6 protein-coding genes are annotated in these 8,345 nt (G+C 50.7%); all 6 read left to right on the top strand.

Annotated elements, in window-relative coordinates; all coding sequences use genetic code 11:
• Positions 1-951, top strand: a 951-nt coding sequence (locus tag AC1DSE_RS25295; protein ID WP_477528365.1) for an FAD-dependent oxidoreductase, incomplete at its 5' end; no start/stop codon positions are given.
• Between the two features lie 30 nt (positions 952-981).
• A complete protein-coding gene (locus AC1DSE_RS25290; RefSeq protein ID WP_339204799.1) occupies positions 982-2,046 on the top strand; it encodes a Gfo/Idh/MocA family protein in 1,065 nt (354 codons plus the stop codon).
• Between the two features lie 18 nt (positions 2,047-2,064).
• Positions 2,065-2,946 (top strand): sugar phosphate isomerase/epimerase family protein, encoded by an 882-nt coding sequence (locus AC1DSE_RS25285; RefSeq protein WP_477510708.1) that lies wholly within the window; start codon positions 2,065-2,067, stop codon positions 2,944-2,946.
• 480 nt (positions 2,947-3,426) lie between these two features.
• Positions 3,427-4,956 carry an extracellular solute-binding protein gene (locus tag AC1DSE_RS25280; protein WP_477510707.1) on the top strand — a complete coding sequence of 510 codons (1,530 nt, stop codon included), beginning with the start codon at positions 3,427-3,429 and terminating at the stop codon, positions 4,954-4,956.
• A gap of 2 nt (positions 4,957-4,958) precedes the next feature.
• On the top strand, positions 4,959-6,830 hold the full coding sequence (locus AC1DSE_RS25275; protein WP_339204795.1) for a cache domain-containing sensor histidine kinase: 1,872 nt from the start codon (positions 4,959-4,961) through the stop codon (positions 6,828-6,830).
• The coding region (locus AC1DSE_RS25270; protein ID WP_477528364.1) for a response regulator transcription factor at positions 6,827-8,345 on the top strand (1,519 nt) is incomplete at its 3' end. The genes AC1DSE_RS25275 and AC1DSE_RS25270, both read left to right, overlap by 4 nt.

The following is an 8,345-nucleotide window of genomic DNA, read 5'->3' as shown; positions in this document are numbered from 1 at the left end:
ATGCAGGGCTTTACCTATTGCTTCGCCATCGATTATCTGGAAGGCGAGGATCATACGATTCCAAAGCCAGAGCTCTATGATTTCTGGAAGGAATACAAGGCAGATTTCTGGCCGGATCGCCTGCTAAGCTGGACCGGTGTCAAGCCGGCAACGATGCAGCCGGTTCAGTACGGTCTTTTCCCTGGCGAAGGCGCTTTTTCGCTGTTCAAATATCGTCAAATCGCTGAGAAGGAGCACTACGTTCAAGGGACTTACAACAGTTCTATTTCGCTGGTCAACTGGCCGCAGAACGATTATTGGCTGGGCTCTATTATCGATGTGAAGCCGGAAGATAGGGAGCGTCACTTAAACGAGGCGAAGCAGCTCAGCCTGTCGCTGCTTTATTGGATGCAGACAGAGGCTCCTCGCCCGGATGGGGGGAAAGGTTACCCTGGGCTAAGGCTTCGTCCCGATGTGGTGGGGACAGAGGATGGGCTTGCCATGTATCCGTATGTTCGGGAGTCGCGCCGAATCAAGGCGGAGTTTACGATTCTGGAGCAGCATGTTGCAACGGAAAGCCGTCCTGACGGCCGTGCGGAATATTTCTCGGATTCAGTGGGCATCGGCTGTTACCGCATTGATCTGCATCCCAGCACGGAAAATCAGCCCTATATTGATATATCGTCGCTGCCGTTCCAGATTCCTTTGGGCAGTCTCATCCCGGTAAGAGTGAACAATCTGCTTGCTGCTTGCAAAAATATCGGAACCACTCATATTACAAACGGCTGCTACCGGCTTCATCCGGTGGAATGGAATATTGGCGAGGCAGCGGGCTATTGTGCTAGCTTCTGCTTGGATCGCGGCTTGACGCCAAGCGATGTCCGCTCTTCGGAGACAGAGCTTGCCGCTTACCAGAGGTTTCTGGCTGCAGAGGGCATCGAGCTGGCATGGCCTTCGCTGCGTGCAGTTTAAATTAAATTAACTAATGAGGAGAAAATCGCAATGAGCAATCCTATTCGAATTGGCGTAATCGGAGCTGGCTCCATATCAGAAATGCACTTTGGCTCCTACAGCAAAAACGTGGATGCCGTGCTGGTCGCTGTCTGCGACTTGAAGGAAGAACGGGCGAAGGCAAAGGCGGAGAAATATAACATTCCTAACGTTTACACCGACTACAACGAGCTGCTGGCGAACCCCGATATTGATGCGGTCAGCATCTGTACTTGGAACAACACCCATGCGGAGATTAGTATCGCCGCTCTGAAGGCAGGCAAGCATGTGCTTTGCGAGAAGCCGCTTAGCAAAACGGTGGAGGAGGCACGAGCGGTTGAAGCGGCTGTCAAGGAATCCGGCAAGACGCTGCAGGTAGGATTTGTCCGCCGCTATGCCTCCAATACGCGGATTGTAAAAGCATTTTTGGACAATGGTGAAATCGGCCCGATTTATTATGCCAAAGCTTCATGCATACGCAAGCTGGGCAACCCTGGAGGCTGGTTCGCTGATGTGGAGCGCTCCGGCGGCGGTCCGCTGATCGATATCGGCGTTCACGTCATCGATCTTTGCTGGTATTTGATGGGCAAGCCCAAAGTTAAATCCATTAGCGGCAACACCTACAACCGTTTAGGCAACCGCTCCAATGTGAAAAACTTGAAGTTCTACAAGGCAGCCGATTATGATGCAGCACTGAACACGGTTGAGGACATGGCCAATGCGCTGGTACGCTTTGAGAACGGGGCGTCGCTGCTGGTTGATGTCAGCTTTACGCTGCATGCGAAGCAGGATGAGCTGACGGTAAAGCTCTATGGCGAGAAAGGCGGCGTCGAGCTGGAGCCGGAGCTGACTTTAATTACAGAGAAGTATGACACAATTCTGAACGCCACGCCGCAAATTGACAATCTCTCATTCGAATTTGTGCAGGGCTTCCAAGACGAAATCAATTACTTTGTTGAAGTTTGCCAAGGGAAGAAAAACACGATCAGTCCGGTGCAGGACGGCGTTGAAATCATGAAAATACTTTGCGGCGTGTACGAGTCGGCGACTCTAGGCAAGGAAATCCATTTCGACTAGGGGAGGCGTGGAATCGGCATGTCTGTAAATATCGGAAATCCTATAGGCGTCATTGTAGACAGCTTTGGCGTCGGCGTTAAGGAAGGGCTGAAGAAGGCGAAGGAGGTTGGTGCGGAGGGGGTGCAAATCTATGCCGTTTCAGGCGAGATGGACCCGGTTAATCTCGGCGCTGCCGCCCGCAGGGAGCTGAAGGCTTATATCGATTCATTAGGGCTGGAAATCAGCGCGTTATGCGGCGACCTGGGCGGCCATGGCTTCCAGGATAAATCCGTTAACGTGGAAAAAGTGGAGAAATCAAAGCGGATTCTCGATTTGGCGCTGGACCTCGGCACGACCATTGTAACGACTCACATCGGAATCGTGCCGGAGGACCAAGATGGAGAGGTGTTCGCTGTTATGCAGGAGGCTTGCCGCGAGCTGAATGAATATGCCAATAGCATGAAGGCCTATTTCGCTATCGAGACCGGCCCGGAGACGGCGGCCCATCTGAAAGGTTTTCTGGATACGCTAGGTGGCAGAGGGGTATCTGTCAACTTTGACCCTGCCAATATGGTGATGGTGACGGGGGATGATCCAGCGGAAGGGGTTCGCCTGCTTAAGGATTACGTCGTTCACACCCATGTCAAGGACGGCATACGTCGCAAGGTGGTAGATCCTCGCATGGTATACGGTGCGCTTGGCTATGAGCCGATGGATCATGCCAAAATTGCGGAGATGGTGAGCTCGGGACAATTTTTCCGTGAGCTGCCGCTCGGCGAAGGGAATGTTGATTTCGACAGATACTTTACGGCGTTAAAGGAGATTGGATATAATGGCTATCTGACGATCGAACGCGAAGTTGGAGATCAGCCGGAGACCGATATACGCAAAGCGGTTCAATTTATTAAGAGCTTCCGCTAGCCCCAGTTATTGAATCTAAGATTTAAGCGGGCGCTTGTTGGAAGTACAATGGAAATAACAGATTTATTCACATTTGCTGGATTGGACGTAAAGCGGTTGCTGGAGCGGCTATTGGAATAGGATGGGCTTAACAGCCTGCAAAGTTCGAATAGCCATAAGGGCAGCCGCTTCTATTTATTCTAAAATATAGGAAGTATATTCTATAGCGATATCCGTATTACCTTGTTATTTATGCAACCGCTTTAATGTATGTTCGCTTTAATGACATGAAAAGAAGATTGGTCTAATGCATTATGCCTTTCTACTCTTATTAGTTGTATTTCGTGTTATTATAGTTAACATAATTTAGATAGATAACAGTGAGTAGGTGGGAAGGAGGCTGCTTTTGCTGGTTATGTACCGCAGTCTAGCGCTTGCTTGAAGGAGAAGTTGAATAGGGAGTAATGCCGGATGCATTCCGGAAAAGATGGAGGGGGAGCTATGGAGCGCAAAAGGTTCAACTGTCGTTTGATTGTTCGGATAATAGCGTTGTTAATGGTAGCTGCGACGGTGCCAAGCTGCAGCGAGTGGGAGAAGCTTGGTCAGCCGCTGCCCACATCGCAGAGCCGCGTCGCGATTTCGATGGTCATTAACGATTTGGGCATGACATTCCCGGATGGTTCAGACGAAAACGATAATCCTTATATAAACTATATAAAGGAACGTACAGGACTGGATTTGCGGGTCAATATTCCCCCTCAGGAAGTTTATGAAGAGAAACTAAACGTCATTATGGCTTCCGGAAATCTCCCAGATCTCATTCACACTTTCAACCCGGTTTGGTTTGACGAATATGTCAAAAAAGGGGCTTTTACGCCGCTTGACGACTATATTAACGAATATGGGCAAGATCTGAAGAAGTTTATTCCTGAAGAGGCTTGGGATCGAATGCGCTACGATGGAAAAATTTACGGCATTCCAAGTTTAACAGACGTGCAGGGCATCGAGTTGATGTATGTGCGGAAGGATTGGCTCGATAAACTAGGACTGCAGCCGCCAAAGACGCTGGACGAATATTATGAAGTCATGCGCGCCTTTGCAAAGGAAGACCCTGACCGGAACGGGCTCAATGATACGATGGGCCTTATTTTGCTCGAGGACATGGGGCGGACAGCGCCGTTTTTTGGCGCTTTTGGTGTTCAATTAAACTCTTGGGTGGCGCGCGATGGAAAGCTGGTTAATGGGAGCACGCTGCCGGAGACCAAGCAAGCGCTCGCTTTTCTGGCAAAGCTTTACCGGGAAGGGCTGATTGATCCGGAATTCCCGCTTAACCGCAACAATGCCTTTATCGAAAAAATCGAGAACGGAAAGGTCGGCATGTTTTCCGCGACTTGGTACGATACGCGCGGACCCATTGCGGCAAGCAAAAAGAAAGATCCCAAGGCGGAATGGATTCCGCTGGAGTATCCCATCGGACCGGAGGGGCATAGCGGCGTATATAACAAGGATTTAATCCGCGGTTACAACGTGGTGCCGGTCGGTAAGAAACATCCCGAAGAAGTGGTAAAGCTGCTTAATTTCATCGTGGGAGAGGGCAGGGAGACGTTGAAGCTTGGTTTTGAAGGCAAGATTTGGTCGATGAAAAATGGGAAAATGGTCACCGATTTTGTAGAGCATGACAAGCATTTGTACAGGGGCATCTACCAGTCGCTCGTCGATGTCATTGATCCTGTTATGGCTAAGGCTCGGTTGGATTCGCTCGGCGACTTTCACTTATACGATAATTTGCAGATGATTGAACAAAATTTAATAAAAAACGAATTTTTCGGAATTCCGACACCGGCGATGAGCAAGTATGCCGGACATTTAGAGGAGCTTGAGAGCATTTTTACACAAATCGTGATGGGCATCGTTTCGCTGGATGAGTTCGACAGCTTTGTGGAGGAGTGGTACCGCGAGGGTGGCGCAGAGGTTACAGCGGAAGTTAATCAATGGTACGAAGCCCGCTTGAGCGCCGGAGGGGGGAGATAAGCATGAGAAATCCCGTCAAATGGTTTCGGGATCGCTTTTCCCGCAAAATCCAGTTTCGGCTAACCTGCTATTTTATGTTGATTTTGCTGCCGCTCGTCTTGGTAAGCCTATTTGCCGTTGATCGCTCCCGCAGCATTCTGCATGACCAAGCGGTGGAGCGGTCCAGTACGGTACTGAATTCAGCTATGGACTATATTGATTTGACTTTGCAAAATGTGGAGGAGATTTCGACGCTGATTGCAACAGACCCTGTGTTTATCAAGCTGCTTGCAGATAACGGAGCGGAATTGTCGCCGCTCTCCATCGTCGATTTTTCGATGCTGCTGAAGCAGCTGTCGAATGTAAACTCTATTAATCATATCGTATCGCAAATATCCTTGTATCATCAGCCCTCCCACATGATGATTTCGACGAATTATGGAGGGAGAAGGCTGAGCAGCCCTGAACAGCAGCAATGGCTTGAGAATACCGCCATTACTAGCGGGACGGAAATCACTTATCTGCTGGCGGAGGAGCCGATTGCCGGCAACGCGACCTTCGGCAGCTTAATTAATACCGATAGCGTATCGCTGCTGCGAACCATGGATTTGTACAACAACAATCGCAGAGCGGATGTAGTCATTATTACAGTGGACAAAAGCAAGCTGATCAATCTGATGAAGTCGCTGCTCCCATCGCCTTCGGCTACCATTTATTTGCACAGCGATACCGGCAAATTGATTGCCGGGACAGGCAAGCTCGACGGCGCAGAGCATACGCTTGCGGAGGGCGTGGGCATGCCTGGCCTTCCCCGCACGACGGATGCGGAGATGACCGTTTCTATCGATTCGGAGTATTCCAAATGGCGGCTGACGTTGATACAGCCCAAAAAAGAGCTGTACGCCAAAACAGATCAGCTTCGATTGTATACGTTAGCTATTATTTTCGTAAGCGTCCTTCTGGCGCTGGGCATATCCTGGCTTGTTTATATCGGTATCGCTTCTCCGGTAGATAAGCTGTTCAAGGGCATGAAGCGTCTGGGTACGGGAAATATGAATGTGCATCTGGAGAATACACGGCACGACGAGCTGGGTTATTTGACGGAAGCGTTTAATCGGATGGTCGTAGACCAGAAGCGGCTAATTGAAGATCATTACGAGCAGCAGCTGAGGCTGGCCAAGACGGAGCTTCAATTTTTGCAAACCCAGATTAACCCTCATTTTTTGTATAATACGCTGGATTCAATTAACTGGACAGCTAAAAATTACGAGGCGGATGAAATTAGCGAGATGGTGCTGAATTTGTCGCGTTTTTTCCGTCTAAGCCTGAACAAGGGCAAGGATGTATTTACGATTGACGAAAGCTTGTCGCATCTGCATTATTACATTCGCATTCAGCAAATCCGTTACTTGGACAGCTTTGAGGTGGAATACGACATTCAGGAGGATTGCCGCCCCATCCCGATTCTGAAGCTGCTACTGCAGCCGCTTGTGGAGAATGCTATCCTGCATGGGATGGAAGGGAAAACGGAAGGCGGAAAACTTGTTATTTCCGGCCGAATAAAAGATGGAGAGGCCGTTCAGGTCACCGTAAGCGATAATGGTTCAGGGATGAGTTCGCAGCGACTAGCCTATATTCAAGAAGAAATGAAGCGGCTGGGACAGCGCGAAGCGAATCTGTTTTCGCTGGAGGACGAGGAGACGGGTGACCTGTTCGGCCTGCGCAATGTAATGACCCGAATTAAGCTTTATTACGGCAAGGAAGCTGAATTGATTGTCGAAAGCGTGCAAGGACATGGAACCTCGGTCACCATTTCGCTACCGCTGGATCAATGCAAGGAAAGTTTTCGTGCTGTAACTCACCATACTCTGGAAAAAGGGGAGCGATCCGCATGAATTTAATGATCGTTGAGGATGAACTGCGGCTTAGGTTGGGATTGGCTAATAATATTCCATGGGAGGAGCATGGCATTGAGGTCGTCGGACTGGCTGCCAGCGGGGTAGAAGCGCTGGCGTTGATCGAGCGGAAGCGACCCGATATCATGCTGATTGATGTCCAGATGCCGGAGATGGATGGGCTGACACTAGTGAGGAAGCTTAGGGAATATCCAGACAACGGCGTACAGCTGAAACTGATTATATTAAGCGGACATGACAACTTTGGCTTCGCTCAGGATGCTATCGCTTTAGGGGTTTCCCAGTATTTGCTGAAGCCCGCGGCTGAAGAGGAAATACTGGGTGCCGTACTGGAAGCGGCAAAGCAGCTGCGAGACGAGATGGAGCAGTGGCGCGAGCAGGCAGAGCTGAAGGTAAAGTGGCGTGAGCATCTTCCCCATTTGCAAAGCAGTTTTATTCGGCAGTGGGCAGCAGGCGACTACGACGATAGCGAGGTGCTGCGAAGAGGTGCGGAATATCAGATTGAGCTTGAGGAGTCCGACCGGATCGCAGTTGCGGTGGTGGATATTGACCCGCTTCCGCAAGGGGATGGCTGCTTTCGCGCGGAGGATGCTCCAATGTGGCGTTTCTCATTGCAATGTCTGGCGAGAGAAATGCTGCCCGCCTCCTGTTGGGTGTGCCCTGATCATCAAGGGTACACGCTCCTTGTTTTTGTGCTGCGGCGTGAGGAGGAGCCGGGAGACAGCGCTTTGCGCGTACAGGCATCGGTCGTTCAATTGTTGTCGCGCACCCGGGAGACGCTTGGGCTGACAGCGAGCGCAGGCATTTGCGCTGCGGCCGGAGGGATTGGCAGCATGAGTGCGCTGTATGCCGAAGCTTGCCGTGCCTTACAGGAGCGTATTGTATACGGCTGCGACATCGCTATTCCTTACCGCGAGATTGGCCGTAAGGAACAGGGGGTTCAGGTACAGCAGGGATTGGAGAAAGCGCTGGAGATCGCCATGGAAACCGCTGACGAGGCAAAGGCGCTGGAGGCTTTGCAAGGATTGTGGGACAAAAGCCTAGAGTCCGTGGAGACGGCGGAAGAGGTCCATGAGGCCGTCCTTTATTTGAGCAGCCTGTATATCCGTATGATTCAGAAGCAGGGCTGGCGAATTGGCTGCGTGGCAGGAGAGGATATGATTTATTTCGAGAACATCAGGCTGCTGGCGACGAAGGAGCAGATTCGGGCCTGGCTGGTCCGCTTGACTGGCCGCATCTGCGATTACCTGCAGCAGCAGCGGAAAACGACGAGCAATGGAGTGGTACGCTCCATTCTGTCTATCGTCAATCAGGAAATCGATCAGGATATTACGCTGCATACGGTAGCAGATCGCCTTTTTATCAATTCATCTTACTTGAGCCGGCTGTTTAAGCAGGAGACAGGAGTACCTTTTTCGACCTATGTGCTGGAGCGCAAGATGGAACGGGCCAAATCCGTTCTGCAGAATGGGGGCAAGGTGTACGATGCTGCTC

It is taken from the genome of Paenibacillus sp. 01L418 (assembly GCF_056400045.1).
Note: the sequence above shows the minus strand (reverse complement) of the source record. Positions and strands in the feature narration are given on the sequence as shown.

Coding starts and splice junctions, on each gene's coding strand:
- AC1DSE_RS25290 (WP_339204799.1), top strand. CDS start 982: ATGAGCAATCCTATTCGAATTGGCGTAATCGGAGCTGGCTCCATATCA.
- AC1DSE_RS25285 (WP_477510708.1), top strand. CDS start 2,065: ATGTCTGTAAATATCGGAAATCCTATAGGCGTCATTGTAGACAGCTTT.
- AC1DSE_RS25280 (WP_477510707.1), top strand. CDS start 3,427: ATGGAGCGCAAAAGGTTCAACTGTCGTTTGATTGTTCGGATAATAGCG.
- AC1DSE_RS25275 (WP_339204795.1), top strand. CDS start 4,959: ATGAGAAATCCCGTCAAATGGTTTCGGGATCGCTTTTCCCGCAAAATC.